Annotated in this window: 10 protein-coding genes, 3 rRNA genes and 2 riboswitches; of the genes, 2 read left to right on the top strand and 11 right to left on the bottom strand. The window is 50.0% G+C overall.

The features are described 5' to 3' along the window. Positions 1-233: 233 nt before the first annotated feature. Positions 234-2,372, bottom strand: coding sequence for a DNA topoisomerase III (locus MHI45_RS22195; RefSeq protein WP_076110164.1), 2,139 nt, complete (start codon positions 2,370-2,372; stop codon positions 234-236). 128 nt (positions 2,373-2,500) lie between these two features. On the opposite strand from MHI45_RS22195, the gene tsaA reads away from it, so the two are divergent. Beyond that, the gene (tsaA, locus tag MHI45_RS22190) at positions 2,501-2,944 is read left to right on the top strand and encodes a tRNA (N6-threonylcarbamoyladenosine(37)-N6)-methyltransferase TrmO (RefSeq protein WP_076110163.1); all 444 of its coding nucleotides are present in this window, start codon (positions 2,501-2,503) and stop codon (positions 2,942-2,944) included. Positions 2,945-3,011: 67 nt separating this feature from the next. Further along, the gene (locus MHI45_RS22185; RefSeq protein ID WP_076110162.1) at positions 3,012-3,947 is read left to right on the top strand and encodes an AraC family transcriptional regulator; all 936 of its coding nucleotides are present in this window, start codon (positions 3,012-3,014) and stop codon (positions 3,945-3,947) included. Positions 3,948-4,046: 99 nt separating this feature from the next. On the opposite strand, the gene MHI45_RS22180 is transcribed toward MHI45_RS22185, so the two are convergent. The 10 genes from MHI45_RS22180 to MHI45_RS22135 form a co-directional block, all read right to left on the bottom strand. After that, entirely contained in the window at positions 4,047-4,802 is a 756-nt protein-coding gene (locus MHI45_RS22180; protein ID WP_179091718.1) for an acyl-[acyl-carrier-protein] thioesterase, read from the bottom strand. Between the two features lie 262 nt (positions 4,803-5,064). Then, positions 5,065-5,181, bottom strand: a 5S ribosomal RNA gene (gene rrf, locus MHI45_RS22175). A gap of 77 nt (positions 5,182-5,258) precedes the next feature. After that, positions 5,259-8,185 (bottom strand): 23S ribosomal RNA (locus tag MHI45_RS22170). A gap of 245 nt (positions 8,186-8,430) precedes the next feature. Beyond that, positions 8,431-9,986, bottom strand: a 16S ribosomal RNA gene (locus MHI45_RS22165). Together the 16S, 23S and 5S rRNA genes form the textbook arrangement of a ribosomal RNA operon. 361 nt (positions 9,987-10,347) lie before the next feature. After that, a complete protein-coding gene (locus MHI45_RS22160) occupies positions 10,348-11,154 on the bottom strand; it encodes a transglutaminase-like domain-containing protein (protein WP_076114278.1) in 807 nt (268 codons plus the stop codon). Positions 11,155-11,167: 13 nt separating this feature from the next. Then, positions 11,168-11,250: riboswitch (cyclic di-GMP riboswitch) on the bottom strand. 73 nt (positions 11,251-11,323) lie between these two features. After that, positions 11,324-11,405: riboswitch (cyclic di-GMP riboswitch) on the bottom strand. A 121-nt stretch (positions 11,406-11,526) separates the two neighbouring features. Further along, a complete protein-coding gene (locus MHI45_RS22155; RefSeq protein WP_256718281.1) occupies positions 11,527-12,132 on the bottom strand; it encodes a class D sortase in 606 nt (201 codons plus the stop codon). A gap of 98 nt (positions 12,133-12,230) precedes the next feature. Then, positions 12,231-12,635, bottom strand: a complete 405-nt coding sequence (locus MHI45_RS22150; RefSeq protein ID WP_076114268.1) for a GtrA family protein — start codon at positions 12,633-12,635, stop codon at positions 12,231-12,233. Further along, positions 12,625-13,605, bottom strand: a complete 981-nt coding sequence (locus MHI45_RS22145) for a glycosyltransferase family 2 protein (RefSeq protein WP_038585635.1) — start codon at positions 13,603-13,605, stop codon at positions 12,625-12,627. The genes MHI45_RS22150 and MHI45_RS22145 overlap by 11 nt, the downstream gene beginning before the upstream one ends. Positions 13,606-13,648: 43 nt before the next feature. Next, the gene (locus tag MHI45_RS22140; protein ID WP_083675944.1) at positions 13,649-17,473 is read right to left on the bottom strand and encodes a phospholipid carrier-dependent glycosyltransferase; all 3,825 of its coding nucleotides are present in this window, start codon (positions 17,471-17,473) and stop codon (positions 13,649-13,651) included. Further along, positions 17,470-19,473: a glycosyltransferase family 39 protein gene (locus MHI45_RS22135; RefSeq protein ID WP_076114269.1), complete on the bottom strand. Its 2,004-nt coding sequence runs from the start codon at positions 19,471-19,473 to the stop codon at positions 17,470-17,472. The genes MHI45_RS22140 and MHI45_RS22135 overlap by 4 nt, the downstream gene beginning before the upstream one ends. Positions 19,474-19,547: the final 74 nt, after the last annotated feature.

The following is a 19,547-nucleotide window of genomic DNA, read 5'->3' as shown; positions in this document are numbered from 1 at the left end:
TTTGCCGATCTTCTTAGTAAAACATATCTGTCTTTTGTTTGACAGCCCTAAAATCCACTCCGGATTCTGATTATTTCACGGTTAACCGGAATTTGTGTCTCTCCAAGCACTTCGGTGCACAGCAGCACCTAAGCCGCCCTTCTTAACCTAAATAAGCCTGCCGGGGATTCCGGCAGGCTTATTTAGGTTTCTAATTTATAGTTTAAATGTCCGCTCCACAGAGGTTATTACGCTTAATTCCCCTTCTGTTTGGCCTCCATTGCCGCTTTGAGCAGCTCACCCAGATTCGAGCCTACGCTTTCAGGTTTGCTGTACTGCTGTACCAGCTTCTGCTGCTCACGTTTATTGATATGCTTGTGGTCCTTGTCCATTGTCTCTGTTATTCCGCAGCCCAGACACTGTACGTAGAGGCCCGCCTTGCCTTCTTTGAGCTCCATTTTCTTATGGCACTGCGGACAACGGCGGTTCGAAAGCCGTTTCTCTCCGGCACGGGTATAGCCGCAGTCATCAGCAGGGCAGACCAGCAGCTTGCCCTTTTTGGTCTTCTTCTCCAGCATTCTTGTCCCACATTCAGGACAATGGCTGCTGGAGACATTATGCGGCTTGTATTCTGCGCCGCTGCTCTTGACGCCGGATACGAGTTCCTGCGCCATACTGCGGATGCCTTGCAGAAAAGGCTCAGGCCGCCCTTGTCCGCGGGCAATCTTCTCCAGCTCGGCCTCCCAGCGCGCCGTCAGCTCCGGCGTGCGCAGCTGTGCCGAGACTAGTTCAATCAACTGCTTCCCTTTGCCTGTCGGGTGAAGAGAATTGCCTTGCCGCTCGATAGTATCCGAGCTGACCAGCTTTTCAATGATATCGGCCCGGGTTGCGGGTGTTCCGAGGCCATGCTTCTCCATCTGAGTCAGCAGCGAAGCCTCGTTATACCGTTTGGGCGGCTGTGTCCGCCCTGGGCGGATCACACAGCGCAGAACCTTAACGGCCTCACCTTCACGCAGCTCCGGCAGCTTCACACTGCTTGCCGCAGGCTCATCGGCTGTATTATCTTCTTCGTCGTCATTGCTCATATCACCGCCGTACACCTCACGCCAGCCTGCGTCCTTTACCGTGGTGCCTTTCACATGAAAGCTCTCGCCTTCCACGCTTACCGTGACGGCCACCGCGTCATAACGGGCCGGCGGATAGAACAGGCTGATAAATCGCCGCACGATCAGATCATAGAGCTTACGCTCTTCCGCACTAAGCAGATTTAAGAGCACTGTCTGCTCCGTAGGAATAATGGCATGGTGATCGCTCACCTTGCTGTCATCTACTATCCGCTTTGTAATGGGCAGCGGTTTACGCAGCAGCGGCCGTGCCAATGCCGCATAGGGTCCGACCGCGATGCTGTCCAGCCGTTCCTTTAACGTCCCCGTCATATCCGAGGTTAGATAACGGCTGTCCGTACGCGGATAAGTGACCAGCTTATGCTGCTCGTATAGACGCTGCAGCACACTGGATGTTTGTTTTGCCGAGAAGCCGAACTTGCGGTTGGCATCCCTCTGCAGCTCGGTGAGATCATAAGCCAGTGGATGCGGCTCGCTTTTCTCGCTTTTTTGCACCTTGGCGATACGCCCGCTTCGGCCGGTAAGCTTGTCATTGAGCTTCGCTGTCTTCTCCTTGTCAAAAATCCGGCCATCCCCGCCCGGAGCACGCCAACCCGCCTGGAAATTCCCGAAATCTGCGGTCAACATCTCATACTCCTGGGAACGGAAGCCTGTAATTTCGTTCTCCCGGTCCATGATCATGCCGAGCGTGGGTGTCTGCACACGGCCAGCCGACAGCGGAGCACCGAACTTGCAGGTTAAAGCACGGGTAACGTTAAGACCAATCATCCAGTCCGCCTCTGCACGGCAGCGCGCCGATTCATACAGACGGTCAAAATCCCGGCCCGGACGCAGTGACGCAAATCCCTCTTTGATCGCCTTATCCGTCTGCGAAGAAATCCATAGACGCCGGAACGGCTTTTTCCAGCCGGCCATATTCATGATCCAGCGGGCCAGAAGCTCCCCTTCCCGCGCTGCATCCGTTGCAACGATCAGTTCGTCGATATCCTGGCGTTTCATCAGCTGCTGCACAGCCTTATACTGCTGGCTTGTCTCACGCAGCACCTTCAGTTTGGCCTTCTCCGGCAGAATCGGCAAATCCTCCAATGCCCAAGAAGCAAATTTATTGTTATAGTCTTCAGGCTCTGCCAGACCGACCAAATGCCCCAAAGCCCAGGTAACTACATATTTCGGACCTTCAATATAGCTTTTCTGTTTATTCCCGCATCCCAGCACCCGGGCAATCTCACGCGCAACCGACGGCTTTTCCGCCAATACCAATACCTTCATAATTCTCTCCCTTCCTTGCCAACAACCTATTATACCATGATCTAAAAGACCGCAAATATCGTCAGGCTGAATTCCACCTCCACATTATACAATAGGCTGTATCCGTTATCCGAAAGGAGTCACAGTAAATGTCCAAGCAAGAAGTGTATAATGTCATACCAGTAGGTGTGGTTGCCGGGCAGCCTGACAATCTGCGTCTTGAGCTTAAACCTGAATTTCACCCTGCCTTGAAAGGCCTGCAAAATTTCAGCCATTGCCAGATCCTTTGGTGGATTCATGAGTTTGCAGATGACCACTTCCGGCAAACCACGCAGGTTCAGCCTCCATATGAGGCACCTTTAAGTGGAGTTTTTGCCTCCCGCTCTCCTGTCCGCCCCAATCCTTTAGGCCTTAGTGTAGCTACCATAGTGTCTGTTGATATGGAATCGGGCATTGTCGAGATTGCCGGACTGGATGCTTACCCTGGTACGCCAATTCTCGATATCAAGGCTTACTTTCCCACTACGGACCGCGTCAAAGATGTCACTGTCCCTGAATGGGCCGCTGGCTGGGGAGACTGGGTAGCTGATTAATGAGTGCTGATAGCTGCTCAACTGCAGTGACTTACATTTTATTCCATTAATTCCCGAGGGGGTAGACATGAACAATTACCAGCTCGTCGTCCAGGCTTTGGACCATATTGAAGCTGAACTGAAATCTCCATTGTCTGTAACTGCCCTCTCCAGGAGAACCGGCTATTCTCTGTATCATTTCATTCGTTTATTCCAGGCCATTACGGGGATAACACCGGGGGATTATATAGCCAGACGCAAAATTACCGAGGCTGCCAAGGATCTTAAACGATGGCCGGAGCGTTCTTTCCAGGACATTGCACTGGATTATCATTTTAACGACTACGAGACCTTCACCAGGGCCTTTAAAAGGTTGCTGCATACCACACCGACGCAGGTCCGCAATAAACGAAATAATCCTCTGCTTCCACTGCTGCACCGGCTTCACGAACAGGACCTGCTTCATTTGCCTGTAGTTCAAGGAACGCCTCCGCAGATCGTAAAGCTAGATGAAATTACTCTCAAGGGACCTATTGTGAATGTTATCGCTGACTATTCTGTAATCTCCGAAGCCTGGTCCCAGCTGTTCACCAGAGTGCCCAGTCTGCACGGCCGCAGGCTTCCCGAACGATATTATCAAGTGGGCTACTGGGCTGATGATTTTGAAAACAGCGGGGTTTCCTTTATATGTGCTTGCGAGCTTTACCCTCAGCCAGAGATATCGGGCCGTCGTCAATATGCCGTAACTCAAACCTCTTATCGCCATTCCGCCTCTGAACAAGCGCAACTATCAGCGGATTTTCCTATGTATACCTTGCCTGCAGCCACCTATTTAAAGTTCATACATAAAGGGTTGTCGAAGGATGTCTCTTATACCTACAAATATATTTATGAGACTTGGCTTCCAAAAAGCGAATACCGGCTTTCCCTGCCTTACGAATTCGAATATTATGGTGAGCAATATCTGGGCCCGGATGACAAAAATTCAATAAGCGAGATTTATGTTCCCTTGGAACTGGTATAACACAAATGTCCGTATCTGCTAAGCAGACACGGACATTTGTATAGGGATTCTAAGTCTCGGATAGTTGCCCCTCAAGTATAATTCCTATATGTATTTCCGTTAACGTGCTTCTTCACCAAGTTCCAGACAAGCTGCAAATGATATGGCCTGCTCCAGCTTTCCCTGAACAAATGCACCTTCACTTGTTAGCTGTGACCGCACAATCATCAGTTCATCCCCATATTTTGCCTCCTGTACATAAGTAATCCGGAACCGCTTCAGTTCCTTCACACCCCATTCCTCCAGAGACAAAGCATCGCAGCACAAATCACCATAACGTGCATTATTCAAATGATTATTGCTGTCCAGACCACTGTATCTGACCTGATACTGGTAGGCTTGTTCCATGGAGATGTCCTGAGGAATGGTTACCTTATCTGGAATACTGCCAACCGAATCACCTTCATAATGCAGTACTGATATGGGAAGAGCAGATGGCCGCAGCAGCTTACGCTTCTCTGTATCTACAAGCGCCCAGGTTGAACGCGCCACAGCTACCTCTGTATGGTCCTTATCATAAATACGGTAGTCACGCTGCCATATGGCTCCTTTGGTCCCTTTACTCCATGTGTGCACTATCAACTCATCATTCAGCCGGGGGATACGTTTAAACTCCAGATCAAGAGTGATCATCATCCAGCCCATTCCGGCCTCCAGCATCTGTTCAAGACTGAGGCCAAGTGCACTTACCGCTGAGTCAGCCGTACGCTGCATCATTTCCAGAATAAAAGACAGCTTAGCCTGGGAACGGTAATCCGTATCGCTGGCTTGAACTACAAATCTTTCTATCCACACAAGATCGTCTGTATTATCCACTGAAATATCCCCTTTGCTTGCGAAGCTCCCTATTATCAACATTAAAAGTCACATATATCCACAAATACTCAATACTATCCACATTAATTGGGGACTACTTTTGATTCATTGTATATTTCATGATTCTTATCCACATGTGGACAAGTTTTTCTTCTATTCACTTTATCCCCTATCCTATCCACATTCAATAGCCAGCAGTTAAATCTTAACGCAAAAGGCAACAAAAAAGCCACTGTTGAGAATCTCAACAATGGCTTTGTGTGCTTGGCGGCGTCCTACTCTCCCAGGACCCTTCGGTCCAAGTACCATCGGCGCTGGAGGGCTTAACGGTCGTGTTCGGGATGGGTACGCGTGGAACCCCTCCGCTATCGCCACCAAACGGGCATTTACAGCGTAAATGCTTCAGGAACCTTAATTCCTGAAAACTGAATCCGAAACGAATCTGCGTCTTAATTCTTGGATAAGCCCTCGACCGATTAGTATTGGTCAGCTCCATGCATTGCTGCACTTCCACCTCCAACCTATCTACCTCGTCGTCTTCAAGGGGTCTTACTAATTGGGAAATCTCATCTTGAGGGGGGCTTCACGCTTAGATGCTTTCAGCGCTTATCCCGTCCGTACGTAGCTACTCAGCCATGCTCCTGGCGGAACAACTGATGCACCAGCGGTACGTCCATCCCGGTCCTCTCGTACTAAGGACAGCTCCTCTCAAATTTCCTGCGCCCACGACAGATAGGGACCGAACTGTCTCACGACGTTCTGAACCCAGCTCGCGTACCGCTTTAATGGGCGAACAGCCCAACCCTTGGGACCTACTTCAGCCCCAGGATGCGATGAGCCGACATCGAGGTGCCAAACCTCCCCGTCGATGTGGACTCTTGGGGGAGATAAGCCTGTTATCCCCAGGGTAGCTTTTATCCGTTGAGCGATGGCCCTTCCATGCGGTACCACCGGATCACTAAGTCCGACTTTCGTCCCTGCTCGACTTGTTGGTCTCGCAGTCAAGCTCCCTTATGCCTTTGCACTCTTCGAATGATTTCCAACCATTCTGAGGGAACCTTTGAACGCCTCCGTTACTCTTTAGGAGGCGACCGCCCCAGTCAAACTGCCCGCCTGACACGGTCCCCGTACCCGATTAGGGCACTAGGTTAGAACCTAGATACGATCAGGGTGGTATCCCAACGGCGCCTCCGCAGAAGCTTGCGCTCCTGCCTCTACGGCTCCCACCTATCCTGTACAGATCGTACCCAAATTCAATATCAAGCTGCAGTAAAGCTCCATGGGGTCTTTCCGTCTTGTCGCGGGTAACCTGCATCTTCACAGGTATTAAAATTTCACCGGATCTCTCGTTGAGACAGCGCCCAAGTCGTTACGCCATTCGTGCGGGTCAGAATTTACCTGACAAGGAATTTCGCTACCTTAGGACCGTTATAGTTACGGCCGCCGTTTACTGGGGCTTCGGTTCACAGCTTCGGATTGCTCCTAACCGCTCCCCTTAACCTTCCAGCACCGGGCAGGCGTCAGCCCGTATACTTCGCCTTGCGGCTTCGCACAGACCTGTGTTTTTGCTAAACAGTCGCTTGGGCCTTTTCACTGCGGCCCCCTCGGGCTATTCACCCTACCGAGGCACCCCTTCTCCCGAAGTTACGGGGTCATTTTGCCGAGTTCCTTAACGAGAGTTCTTCCGCGCGCCTTAGAATTCTCTTCTCGCCTACCTGTGTCGGTTTGCGGTACGGGCACCTTCTCCTGACTAGAGGCTTTTCTTGGCAGTGTGAGATCATGACCTTCGCTACTATAATTTTCGCTCCCCATCACAGCCCAGCCTTAATGGTGTGCGGATTTGCCTACACACCAGCCTCACTGCTTAGACGGACATCCATCAGTCCGCGTCACTACCCTCCTGCGTCACCCCATCGCTCATAGCGGATTACGGTGGTACAGTAATTTCAAACTGTTGTCCTTCGACTACGCCTTTCGGCCTCGCCTTAGGTCCCGACTTACCCTGAGCGGACGAGCCTTCCTCAGGAAACCTTGGGCTTTCGGCGGATCAGATTCTCACTGATCTTTTCGTTACTCATACCGGCATTCTCACTTGTATGCTGTCCAGCGCTCCTTACGGTACACCTTCAACCTGCATACAACGCTCCCCTACCCCAGATACATAGTATCTAGCCATAGCTTCGGTGGTGTGTTTAGCCCCGTTACATTTTCGGCGCAGAGTCACTCGACCAGTGAGCTATTACGCACTCTTTCAATGGTGGCTGCTTCTAAGCCAACATCCTGGTTGTCTGTGCAACTCCACATCCTTTCCCACTTAACACACACTTGGGGACCTTAGCTGATGGTCTGGGCTGTTTCCCTTTTGACAATGGATCTTAGCACTCACTGTCTGACTCCCGGCAAGAAGTTAATGGCATTCGGAGTTTGACTGAGCTTGGTAACCCTTGCGGGCCCCGCACCCAATCAGTGCTCTACCTCCACCACTCCATTCACCGAGGCTAGCCCTAAAGCTATTTCGGGGAGAACCAGCTATCTCCGAGTTCGATTGGAATTTCTCCGCTACCCCCACCTCATCCCCGCATTTTTCAACATACGTGGGTTCGGGCCTCCAGTGCGTGTTACCGCACCTTCACCCTGGACAGGGGTAGATCACACGGTTTCGGGTCTACGTCCACATACTCAGTCGCCCTATTCAGACTCGCTTTCGCTGCGGCTCCGGCTTCTCACCTTAACCTTGCATGTTAAACGTAACTCGCCGGTTCATTCTACAAAAGGCACGCCATCACCCATAGATCGGGCTCTGACTTTTTGTAAGCACACGGTTTCAGGTTCTATTTCACTCCCCTTCCGGGGTGCTTTTCACCTTTCCCTCACGGTACTGTTTCACTATCGGTCGCCAGGTAGTATTTAGCCTTAGCAGATGGTCCTGCTGGATTCATACGGGGTTTCACGTGCCCCGCACTACTCGGGATCCGTCTCGGAGAGAACACAGTTTAGGCTACAGGGCTTTTACCTCTATCGCGGGCCTTTCCAGACCTCTTCACCTACCATATTCCTTTGTAACTCCATGTGAGACGTCCCACAACCCCAAGGGGCAAGCCCCTTGGTTTAGGCTGTTCCGCGTTCGCTCGCCGCTACTGACGGAATCACTATTGTTTTCTCTTCCTCAGGGTACTTAGATGTTTCAGTTCCCCTGGTCTGCCTCTATCTCCCCTATGTATTCAGAGAGAAGTAACTGCGAATTACCACAGCTGGGTTTCCCCATTCGGACACCCCCGGATCAAAGCTTGCTTACAGCTCCCCGAGGCAGTTTCGTTGTTCGCCACGTCCTTCGTCGGCTCCTGGCGCCTAGGCATCCTCCGTGTGCTCTTATTAGCTTAACCAATGCGTTTTTCCAGAAGGAAAATCGCTAGCATCGCTATAATTAAAACTTGTTCACACAAGTTTCAGCTAAAAGATGTTCTAAAACGCAAATTCGTTTCGGTATCCAGTTTTCAAGGATCAAGGTACTACTTGAGAGCTTAAACTCTCAAAACTGACCAACGAGTGAGTAACAGGCCTAAACCTGAGTTTTGGAAGCTAAGCTTCCGATTTGAATGTTTCCGTTGCAGGAAACGATTCTCCATAGAAAGGAGGTGATCCAGCCGCACCTTCCGATACGGCTACCTTGTTACGACTTCACCCCAATCATCTACCCCACCTTCGGCGGCTGGCTCCCTTGCGGGTTACCCCACCGACTTCGGGTGTTGTAAACTCTCGTGGTGTGACGGGCGGTGTGTACAAGACCCGGGAACGTATTCACCGCGGCATGCTGATCCGCGATTACTAGCAATTCCGACTTCATGCAGGCGAGTTGCAGCCTGCAATCCGAACTGAGACCGGCTTTGCTGGGATTGGCTCCACCTCGCGGCTTCGCTTCCCGTTGTACCGGCCATTGTAGTACGTGTGTAGCCCAGGTCATAAGGGGCATGATGATTTGACGTCATCCCCACCTTCCTCCGGTTTGTCACCGGCAGTCACTCTAGAGTGCCCAGCTCGACCTGCTGGCAACTAAAGTCAAGGGTTGCGCTCGTTGCGGGACTTAACCCAACATCTCACGACACGAGCTGACGACAACCATGCACCACCTGTCTCCTCTGTCCCGAAGGCCGCCACTATCTCTAGTGGATTCAGAGGGATGTCAAGACCTGGTAAGGTTCTTCGCGTTGCTTCGAATTAAACCACATACTCCACTGCTTGTGCGGGTCCCCGTCAATTCCTTTGAGTTTCAGTCTTGCGACCGTACTCCCCAGGCGGAGTGCTTACTGTGTTAACTTCGGCACCAAGGGTATCGAAACCCCTAACACCTAGCACTCATCGTTTACGGCGTGGACTACCAGGGTATCTAATCCTGTTTGCTCCCCACGCTTTCGCGCCTCAGCGTCAGTTACAGCCCAGAAAGTCGCCTTCGCCACTGGTGTTCCTCCACATATCTACGCATTTCACCGCTACACGTGGAATTCCACTTTCCTCTTCTGTACTCAAGCCACCCAGTTTCCAGTGCGACCTCAGGTTGAGCCCAAGGTTTAAACACCAGACTTAAATAGCCGCCTGCGCGCGCTTTACGCCCAATAATTCCGGACAACGCTTGCCCCCTACGTATTACCGCGGCTGCTGGCACGTAGTTAGCCGGGGCTTTCTTCTCAGGTACCGTCACTCCGGTAGCAGTTACTCTACCGGACGTTCTTCCCTGGCAACAGAGCTTTACGATCCGAAAACCTTCATCACTCACGCGGCGTTGCTCCGTCAGGCTTTCGCCCATTGCGGAAGATTCCCTACTGCTGCCTCCCGTAGGAGTCTGGGCCGTGTCTCAGTCCCAGTGTGGCCGTTCACCCTCTCAGGTCGGCTACGCATCGTCGCCTTGGTGAGCCGTTACCCCACCAACTAGCTAATGCGCCGCAGGCCCATCTCCTTGTAGCAGATTGCTCCGCCTTTCATCCTTCGTCCATGTGAACAAAGGAATTATCCGGTATTAGCTACCGTTTCCGGTAGTTATCCCAGTCAAAGAGGTAGGTTGCCTACGTGTTACTCACCCGTCCGCCGCTAAGTTAATCCGGAGCAAGCTCCTTCATAACTCCGCTCGACTTGCATGTATTAGGCACGCCGCCAGCGTTCGTCCTGAGCCAGGATCAAACTCTCCAAATTGGTATTTAGAAAGAGCGATTGCTCAATTTGAAACATCTGACGAGAATTTACATTCTCTAATTTTGGATCTCACTTGCGTGATTTCCATACTCACTCGTTGTTCAGTTTTCAAAGATCAAGCTCGTTGTCAGTGTCGATTATCTCGTCACCAGCAACTCTTATAATATATCACGTTTGATTTAGAAACGCAAGCTTTTTTTTGAAACAACTTTTCAGCCATTCCTTATTTACTTGGGTGCGCTCTAACAACGCTTACCTATAATACCCCACATCAATATAAAAAAGCAACCCCTTAAACAAAAAAAGATAACCGGCTTAAATATTAAGCCGGTTATCTTAGAGTAATCATCATTCTACAGGATTAGTAGATCTTAGCTGCTGTATATTTGCTCGACGCTTTGGTGAAGCCTGTTTCTTTGTTCTTACCCAATCCGGCGTCTACTGTCGTATCGATCGTTACCCATTTGCCGTTAAGCAATACTTCATTCCAGGCATGATATACAGATACATAACTCGTATTGCCCATTACCAGCTTTGTCGGAATCCCTTCACTGCGGAGCATGGTGGCGAACAAAGATGCATAATCGTAGCAAATCCCTTTCTTACTAGCAAGTGTGTTGTCGTTGTTCGGGATATAATCCTGCGTAACATTAGCTGCTAAGGTGTAGTCGTACTTTACATTCGCCACGATGTAATTATAGATAGCTTGTACCTTTGCTTCATCAGTGGTCAGCCCTTGCGTGAGCTGCTTAGCTTTCAGTACTGCTTTATCGGAAGAATTCCATTTCACATTCTGTACGGAACTCAAATATACGGCATTGGTGTTGCTCATGCTCAGATCTACGGTTTCGGAAGAAAGTACTTTGTATTTGTTGCCGCTGGTGTTCTCTAAGACTGACACTTTATAAGCGCCATTCCCCTGCTGCAGTGGAAACGTTTCTGTAGATTTGGAGGCATATAAGTTATAAGAGTAGCTCTTATTGTCTTTGGTAATCATGAGCTTGATACGTTTGTCCTTGGGAACATCATAGGAAACTTGGACAACCCCTTGGCTCAATTGCGATGTATTTAACCAGCCTGACTCTACGCTGGAAGCGTTAGCTGTGCTTACTTGAACTGAAGTAACCAGGACGAACAAGGTCAAGAACATATAATAGAACTTCTTCATGGATAAAACCCCTTTCGGTAGCTGGCTGCCATCCATACCCGGGAAGGCCCTTTAGCTTTGCGTCCCTACCTTTCGATAGGTTTGCCGTTATCGTTTAAGCTTTATCTGTTCCTACTACTATTGGAATATACTAGATTCATCTTAAGAACAAACAAAAAAAGCCTCTTCATTCGGTAGCTGGCTGCCATCCTTACCGGGAAGGCCCTTTAGCTTTGCGTCCCTACCTTTCGATAGGTTTGCCGTTATCGTGTTTAGCTTTTATAGTTATATAGTATCATATTAATGCCTAGTTACAAGACCTAAATCACTAGATTTCTACTTAATTCATTTAAATTTTTATAATTTTCGCATTTTATGATCTGTTCTCTTACTTCAAACCGCTTTAGCGTGGATAATCAGTCGATGGGTCGGATTTACCAAAGGATCACATGTAATGAGGGTAAGGATCTTATCTTGTTTATTCCCGTTCAGTACAGACACATCGGTAGGCTCAACAATCGAGATATCGTAAACCTCGTATTTATACTCCTGATCGCTTGTCTTGACGGAAATGGTATCTCCGACCTTTACTTCGTTCAGTCTGTTGAATAATCTCCCTGCAGTCCTAGACCTGTGTGCAGCTATGGCAGCATTGCCTATTTCACCGATTGGAGCGGTTTCCTTCATATGGGCTGCGGCATGCTTCATGTTGGCTTTGGTCGCCCCTTCCAATATGGGCAATTTCAAATCGATTTTGTCGATTGTGATAATTCCGGTCACTTTGCCGCCGACCTCTATTTCCTGCTCTGCCGGTTCGGCAGCCTGCACTGGTTCATCCCCAGCTGATTCTTCTGCCAGCAGTGCAGTGACCTCGGCGTACTGTTTTTTCAGATCGAGCTCTGACGAAGGGGCCAGCTCACTATAAGCCTGTTCAGCCTCCTTCAGCAGCTTCTCTTGCTGCCGGTCGTTATACCATTCGCTCGCTTTTGGATACAGCATGACTAGAACTCCTGCAATTATGATCAAATAGGAAAACTTACGCATCAAATCCCCCCCCGATCTTTAAGATAAAGAAACTCCACGGCCCATCATCTGACTTAAAATACCCATTTACGGCTACCAAAGAAATTGATGATGACGGTGACGAACGTAACCAGCACTTTGGAAATCAGCACCTGAACTCCAAATTTGTCCGTTAGCAGATGCATCAGCAGCACTGATATCCCCAGTACAACCAGGTTCAGTATGATGAATCGGACTAATTGCATACGGTTAAAACTGTCCTTGCTAGCCTGACTCTTATCCTTAAAGGTCACCTTCTTGTTCCAAAAGAAACTGTTCGCTGTCCCTGCGCTATAAGAAATTATCTGTGCCGGGGTGTTCATCATACCCAGAGAATGCAGCAAGGTAAATACGGCGAAATCAATCAGCGTATTCAGTAAGCCTACAGCATTAAATTTTAAAAACTGGATAAATCCCGCATTCAGCTTCCTATCTGCCATAATCATTGTCCTCTTGCCGCTCCTCATGCTCCCCACCCCGGTAACCCTTGGTCTCACGCACGATATACAGCGGTCTATCCTTGGATTCATCATATATCCGTCCAATATATTCACCTATTACGCCAAGCAGCATCAGCACGATGCCGTTAAACAACAAATTGACGCCGACGATGGAAGCCCAGCCCGGAACCGTCCATGAGGTGAAAAAGATTCTCTGGAATAATACAAAGAACAGATACACAAAGCTGGAGAAGGAGAGAAAGAAGCCTACATATGAGGCTATTTTCAGCGGCTTATGTGAAAATGAGGTGATTCCGTCAACCGCAAACCGGATCATTTTCTTCAGCGGGTATTTGGTTTCACCTGCAAAACGTTCCTCCCGCACATATTCCACCATCGTCTGCCGGAAGCCGACCCAGCTCACCAAACCTCTGACATAGCGGTTTTTCTCTTTGAGACCGCGCAGCACATCGCATACTTTACGGTCGATGAGCCGGAAGTCGCCTGTATCGGTGGGAATCTCCACACTGGTCATGCTGCTGAGCAGACGGTAAAAGAGCTTGGCGGTCACTTTCTTGAAAATAGTCTCCCCATGCCGTTTCAGCCGTTTGGCGTAAACTACCTCATAGCCCTCTTTCCACTTGGCAATCATCTGCAAAATGACCTCGGGCGGATCTTGAAGATCCGCGTCAATCACCACAACAGCCTGGCCTTGCGCATAGTCCATTCCGGCCGTAATCGCGACCTGATGGCCGAAGTTACGGGAGAAGTCAATCAGCTTAACATGCTCGTCGCTGCTGCTGATTCCACTCATGATCTCAGCTGTGCGATCCCGGCTCCCGTCATTGACGAAGATCAGTTCATAGGTATCACCGCATTCGTCCATGACTTTCTTAAGCCGCTCATACGTATATTGAATAACTTCTTCCTCATTGTACATGGGGACAATAACACTGTATCTGGCTTTCACCTTTGTTCCTCCTAAAAGTTTTGTAGCACTACGCGCTCCCCTCCTAGAATACCCAGGAAGGGAACCAGCGCAGCACATCCGTCACATAATCTCTGTCTACCACCATTCCCGACAACACCGGATAGAACAGTACAAAAAGCAGTGCTGCGACAGCCACATACGCATACCGGATATACCTAGCTTCCCGATATTTGCTGTCCAGCAGCTTCATGATATATATAATAGCAAGAATCATGAACGGTACCATCGCAAAATAATGGTATAGGAACGTCTCACGCGGCACAAGCATCCAAGGGACATACTGCGAGAAAAAGCCGATCCAGATCATGTACATGCTTTTGTCTTTCCGTTTTATGGTAAGCCATACCGTAGCCAGCATCGCGAAGATCCCGGTCCACCAGATTAACGGATTGCCTATGGTGACTATGCTGCTCACCTTGCCTTCCGGCAATCCTTCGCCGCCGCTGAAGAACCATACCGGCCGTTTCATAAACGGCCATTCCCACCAGGAGGAAGCAAACGGATGCGTGGCGACAAGCTGGCTGTGGTAGTTATACATATTCTTTTGCGCATCGATCAAGCCTTTTACAGTAAACCCGTCGGCTGTTACGGACAGCGCAGGGATAAAGGACAGGCTATAGATAACGGCAGGAATAACTACAAAGAAAACAACACAGCTGGCCAGCGTAACGATGGTGTTCTTCCAAAAGGAACTATCTGCCGTCCGGCAGGCGTCCTTGAGCTCCTGATCACTTAATTTGCCTTCAGCCAGCACACGCCCAGCGGCCTTATGTTCCCTATAGCGTTCAAATAAGGCGAGCGCCAGCATAATGGCCAGCCCGGCTCCTCCATAGAGCACAATCCATTTGGAGGCGACGCCGATCCCGAAGAACACTCCGGACCAGAACAGCGGGACGAGTGTCTTGCGCAGCGGAACACGGTAGAAATTCATTGTGAAATACCGCTGCATGAAATAGAACATTAACATGATGAAGAATACGCCGTATACATCAATTGTAGAAATCCGGGTCTGCGTAAAATGCATGAAATCCAGTGCGAACAGTCCCGCGGCAAGGGCGGCGTAAATGCTCTTTTTGAACAAGCGCAGCGCCATGATATAGATTAGCGGCAGCATAGCGATTCCGAACAAAGTACCGATAATCCGCCAGCCGAACGGATTAACACCGAATACCTCCATGCCGATAGCAATCAGAAGCTTGCCGAGCGGCGGGTGGGTATTCTCATAAGGGACGATGCCATGCGTGTATTCATAAGCTGTCCGTGCATGGTAAATCTCATCAAAATAGGTGCTGTTCATGAAACCGGTATTTTCCGGTATGATTGACTGTTCGTCAAACAGGTTGGAGGGGACGCCTCTTTTTGGCGCTGCACCGGCATCCGGGGTGACACTTGTAACCGGAAGCGGAGTTTTTCCACCCCCCTGCTCGTAGAAGGCCATTTCATTTAAGGTAAAGCCCGGTGAAGTCACCGTAAGTTTCACGTATCTTGCCGCAACGTTCAGCGGCTGGCTTTTCCAGATGAATACATTGCCGACATCCTCATTCACATCGAGCGGACTGCTCCAGGCATCCGGCGTCTGGCTGAATTCCAGTTTGAATTTACCGGTCCCGACACCTCCAAATACGTTGACACGCTCCAACTGGCGGCTCTGGCCCAGATCGACATAAAAGCTTTCGCCGCTGGCGGCCGGTTCCCATAAGGTTTCGGGAGCTTTTGATGAGCCCAGGTGGTAAAGAGCCAGGGCTGCGTAGACGGCAGTAATAGCCAGCATCCAGATCCAGTCTTTACGCTGCAGTCTGAACCTGGATCTCTTACCCGGCTGCGGAAGCGGACGAAGCTCCTCGGCGAGTTTCATATCAGCTTCGTACTTCTCTGCCGGGGCAGAAGGCAGCGGAAGCAGCTTCGTTTCGTTACGGATATACAACGAATACCCAATGTACAGCATATATAACAACAAAGCGAGATTGGCAATCGACGTAACCAGAACAATTCCGTCCGAAGGCGGATTATTTCCGGCGTTCAGATGGGCAAGCGTGTAGCCTACATTAATGTATTGCGTCAGCGAAAATCCGAGAAACAGCGTCAGAAAACGGCGGTCCCGGCTTTCAATATAAGCGAACAGCGAGAGAATCAGAACCGGATACATGTAACGCTCATGCATTTTGGTTCCGAGTACAAACATAATGACAATCAGCACCATGCCGATGAAGAAAGATTTGGACAGCTCCTTGCGGTCCCGCTTGAAGGAATAATACGCCGCCACGGCTACTGCTGCCAGGATGCAGACATAACCCCAGACCCGGTACGTAATCCCAAGCCATGTAAAATCGAGCGGGGACCACATCGGGTCAGTCAGTGCATAGAGATTAAACGCATTAACCGTAGAATACGGATAGGAAGACAGCGTGCTCTTATACAGATCAATAAGCGCGCCTACCCCGCCGTTATTCCAGAAGAATGGTGCCGCCAGCAAGGCAAAGATCCCAAGTCCGTAAAGAGCGCCTACCGCAAGCTGCTTCCAGGCCCGGTGATGATAGAAGGCAAACAGCAGGACTGGTGTGAAGATAAGTGCCTGCGGTTTGATCAGCGTGGCCAAGGCAAAAAATATCGCTGCACGCACAAAGGCTTTATCGGAGGCCCCGGCAATGCTGAGCAGCAGGAACACTAAAAAGAACGAATCTGCCTGTCCCCAGGCAGCGGAATCCATCAGCACCGCCGGATTAAACAGGAAGAGCAGCGCTAAGCCGATTGCCATGCCTGATCCGAGCTTTTTGCGTCCGCCTTTGTAAATCAAATACCCCAGCACCAGATCGGAAAGGATCGCCGGCAGTTTAAAGAGCAGCGTTTCCCCGCCTGAGCCATGCGCCAGGCCGAACAAACCGCGGATCGAGGCTAACAGATACAATATATATAAATACCCTGGAGGATAGTCTGCAAAATAACCCTCCTCATAGAACTTGCCCGGACCCAAATCCACCATGCGCTGGCCCCAGGCTATAAAGGTATTCATGTCATTCTGATAGCCCTGCGCAGTCAGGCCAATCCAGACCCGCAGGATTAAAGCAGCTCCAACGATCAGATAAAGCCATCTTGTATAAATCACATCCGGCTGCTTCAGCAGTCTGTCGCTCTGGAAGGCTCTATTATATAGAAAAGCGAAGAACACACTGAATAACGCCGAGATCAGCAGCAGCTTGGCCGGTGATACCTTATGCGGTGTTTCCTCTGCCGGATTGTCTCCTCCCTGGGAGGCGGCGCCGCTATCCAGCGAAATGACGCCAGCTCCCTCGGGGGCGGCATCCAGCTGTTCTACAGCCAAATCATCGAAATAAGCTTTGCCCTGAATCAAATTGGCATATCCGCCAAGGGCTGCACCTATACCAAGTTCGGTCTGCTCTTTCCCGGTCTGACCAATAAACTCAAGATACTGCCAGTCTCCGGCAGTATCAGTTGTAGCGGGATACCCGCTGCCGATGCCGACCGGGAATATATTAGCCCCCAGCCCCTGGCCTGCGGCGCTGGCGATTTTGACAAACCCCGAGATCTTGTAATAGCTGTCCGGAGTAACGCTTATATTCTGCACCCATTTCAGATGATTCGGTTCAAGATTCTCAATGACTGCGGCTTTACTGCCGGAATGAACCTCCCCGGACTGGACTGACAATACGCCGGAGCCGTCTCCGGATATCCATGCATCCTTGGTCCAGCTGGAAGGTGCTCCCTCCTCCCCATCTTCAAAGCCTGGATTCTGCAATAAGTTTCCTTCTGCATAGATGCTTGTTACCGGAAGCACAAACAATAACAGCATCAAAACAATGATAGCAGCCGCGCGTGTATTTTTGATCATCGTTCCAACCTCACCTCGTCAATGTTAATCCAGCCGTTCCCGCCGGTTATAAAAATCTCTGCCCGATCTCCCTGATTTAGAGCAACAGGCGGCAGTGTAATCTGATGGTATTCGTCTCCCTTGGTCAGCTCTGCTTCAGCCTGCACGATACCGTTCACCCGCAATCCGATCTTTCCACCCTCGCCGCCGGCACTCACCATGGCTGACAGCTTGTATTCCCCCGGCTCTGTTGGTGCTGTAAAAGCCTGCACGACACTTTTGTCACCACCGGCATCAAGATAGGCAAGATAAGTTCCGGCACCCGGGTTATTGCTGGCAACCCCCGTTCCCTCTGAAAAGCTCCAGCCAGCAGCCCCCTCTTCAAAACCACCGTTTGAAAACTCCTTATCCGCTGTTGTGTCCAGGGGCGTTCCCCCGTCTGCATACTCTTTAACGAGAAGAACACTATAATAGGCAAAATGCTTGACCGTCCCCTCTCCTGTCACAGCTTCAGGGAGGGGGGTTCCGTTCCTGAAGAGATATGCCGAATTCCCGGTCACAACGTCCGGTTTGCCGAACCTGTATCTGCCAAAGGCAGATACCTGCTGAAAAGCCGCTCCCGGATTGACATAGACAACAGATTCCAGAAAATCATGCGGATTGATTCTTTCGTAAAACAGCACAAAGATATAAGGCATATTGATTTCATCCGTAATGTAGACATCTTCTGTACTGTGTTCAGATGCATATTGTATCGCCTCACCCAGCGAATCATAAAACGCCGGACCGATACGCCCGGGGAATTCACGGAAATATGCATTCGTGAATGACCCGAACAAAATGGTGAAAGCAAGAGCAGACAGAATGCCTGCAATTTTTAATTTTTGGTATAGCCATGTAAACCCTGCTGCAACCAGCAGGATCAACGGATAAAAGATAATGTTGATCCGGTTGATATTCACACTCGTGATAAAGGCCATGAGTATGGCAAGGGAGAGCCACAGCAGCACAACCGCATGCGGGATACCCTCGCGGCCGCGTGTCCGCAGCGTATGAATCATCACAAGAAGGCCAGCTATAGCAAAAGGCAAAGCGATCGGGTAAGCATAGCCATACGGTGAGATTGAATTCCACGGCAGGCCGTCGCTTCCACTGAGTAGTATTTTGCCAAAAGCACTAAAATTGTCTGCAGCGGTCTGCAGCAGCTGTCCGCTGAATACGGAAGAGACCTCTTCTACACGCGGCATAGTTAATTTGGGAATAGAAAAGAATGGAGTCGCTATCCCCGGCTGTTCATAGCGGTTGATAACTACAAATAAAAATATGGGAAGGGCCAGCAGGATTAATAGTGCGCTGTTCCACAATAATGTCCGTAATTTTAGCGCTCTACTATACAATAGAAGAAGTGCGGTGCCTAAGGCAAATAAAGGTACAAAAAAGTAGGCTGTTCCGTATGCATAAAGCGACAGGGCAAGCATGATTGTAAAGCCGTAAGTCCATTTGGCGCTACGGAAGGATTTCAGTCCAAAATATACCGCAATACATACCAGAGTAGGCAGCAGGTTGGACTCCAGCGCCCATCTTGACATCATAATATGCCAAGGATTAATCGCGATAAAGAACATAGCGGCAAGACCGGCCACTTTCGATGGGAACAGCTGCCTCATAATTAAATAGAAAAATAGCATGCCCAGCAGCCCCATCACGATACTTACCGCCCGCACAGACAGTGGTGTCAGCCCGAACAGCAGGAGAAAAGGCAGCGATAAATAGGCATAAAGTGCATTCTGCCCGCTGCCCCAGGAAATGAGATGAATGGGCAGATGAACGCCGTTGCGGTCTATCCCATAATGCAGGATGGCATAAGCATCATAGCCTATGGATGCTTCATCCTGGTTAAGTCCCGGAGGGATACTCCCTATGTATATCACCCGCACGATGGCCCCCAGCAGGAAGATCAGCAATGGCCAAGGGTTGTTCTTCCAGGAGCTGTACGCTCTATTAACAATGCCGGACAACATTAATCACCTCTTCAACAATATAATCTAAATGCCGGTTGAAGAAAAGACCGGGACCGGTCGATGTCCCTGGCCGA

This window comes from Paenibacillus sp. FSL H3-0321 (assembly GCF_038002865.1).
In the GTDB taxonomy this organism is placed as follows: domain Bacteria; phylum Bacillota; class Bacilli; order Paenibacillales; family Paenibacillaceae; genus Paenibacillus_AQ.
Note: the sequence above shows the minus strand (reverse complement) of the source record. Positions and strands in the feature narration are given on the sequence as shown.

Bases quoted from the DNA above. Each gene is read 5' to 3' on its own strand.
- MHI45_RS22195 (WP_076110164.1), bottom strand. From the start codon at position 2,372: ATGAAGGTATTGGTATTGGCGGAAAAGCCGTCGGTTGCGCGTGAGATT.
- tsaA (WP_076110163.1), top strand. From the start codon at position 2,501: ATGTCCAAGCAAGAAGTGTATAATGTCATACCAGTAGGTGTGGTTGCC.
- MHI45_RS22185 (WP_076110162.1), top strand. From the start codon at position 3,012: ATGAACAATTACCAGCTCGTCGTCCAGGCTTTGGACCATATTGAAGCT.
- MHI45_RS22160 (WP_076114278.1), bottom strand. From the start codon at position 11,154: ATGAAGAAGTTCTATTATATGTTCTTGACCTTGTTCGTCCTGGTTACT.
- MHI45_RS22155 (WP_256718281.1), bottom strand. From the start codon at position 12,132: ATGCTGTATCCAAAAGCGAGCGAATGGTATAACGACCGGCAGCAAGAG.
- MHI45_RS22150 (WP_076114268.1), bottom strand. From the start codon at position 12,635: ATGGCAGATAGGAAGCTGAATGCGGGATTTATCCAGTTTTTAAAATTT.
- MHI45_RS22140 (WP_083675944.1), bottom strand. From the start codon at position 17,473: ATGATCAAAAATACACGCGCGGCTGCTATCATTGTTTTGATGCTGTTA.
- MHI45_RS22135 (WP_076114269.1), bottom strand. From the start codon at position 19,473: ATGTTGTCCGGCATTGTTAATAGAGCGTACAGCTCCTGGAAGAACAAC.